The organism is Paraburkholderia sp. J69-1 (assembly GCF_905220255.1).
Lineage (GTDB): Bacteria > Pseudomonadota > Gammaproteobacteria > Burkholderiales > Burkholderiaceae > Paraburkholderia.
Genome location: NZ_CAJMZG010000098.1, coordinates 1 through 473, shown reverse-complemented (window position 1 = coordinate 473; position 473 = coordinate 1). Strand labels below are relative to the sequence as shown.

General features: G+C 59.2%; 1 protein-coding gene and 1 pseudogene. One reads left to right on the top strand and one right to left on the bottom strand.

Translation table 11 applies throughout. The features are described 5' to 3' along the window. Positions 1–234, top strand: a pseudogene (locus tag U5A67_RS40550) (IS5/IS1182 family transposase); the annotation flags it as partial. A gap of 47 nt (positions 235–281) precedes the next feature. Here the strand turns inward: U5A67_RS40550 and U5A67_RS40545 are convergent. After that, the coding region (locus U5A67_RS40545) for a hypothetical protein (RefSeq protein ID WP_321818846.1) at positions 282–473 on the bottom strand (192 nt) is incomplete at its 5' end.

Sequence of the window (473 nt, the reverse complement as noted above, 5' to 3'; positions counted from 1 at the left end):
GCGCATCGCCAGAAACTCCGCGAACGCGGCATCAAGCCAGTGATCGCCAAGCGCCGGACAGAACACAGCAGTGGTCCGGGCCAATTCCGCTGGGTTGTCGAACGTACTCATGCGTGGCTTCACAACTTCCGTCGTCTTCGCATTCGCTTCGAACGTCGGGCCGACATCTACGAAACACTTCTCAAATTCGGTTGCTCCCGCGTCTGCGGGAACATCTTCAGACGGACAGAGCAGCCTCGCCTCCAAGTGAGAGGTCCGTCTCACCGGACTTTTCTGCTGCCTCATCTTTTGCGCATCGCCTCCCGGGGCTTCAGATGCTCCACGCCTTTCTTTAGGGGCAGATCAATCTGGCGCTCATCCGACAGCATTCCATCGCGACGCTTTTGTTGAACGCCATCCGCTTTTTCCAGCGGGAACGGCTCGCCCAACTGCACGGCCTTTACCGCCTGCCCACGCGTCACTGCTGACGTCAC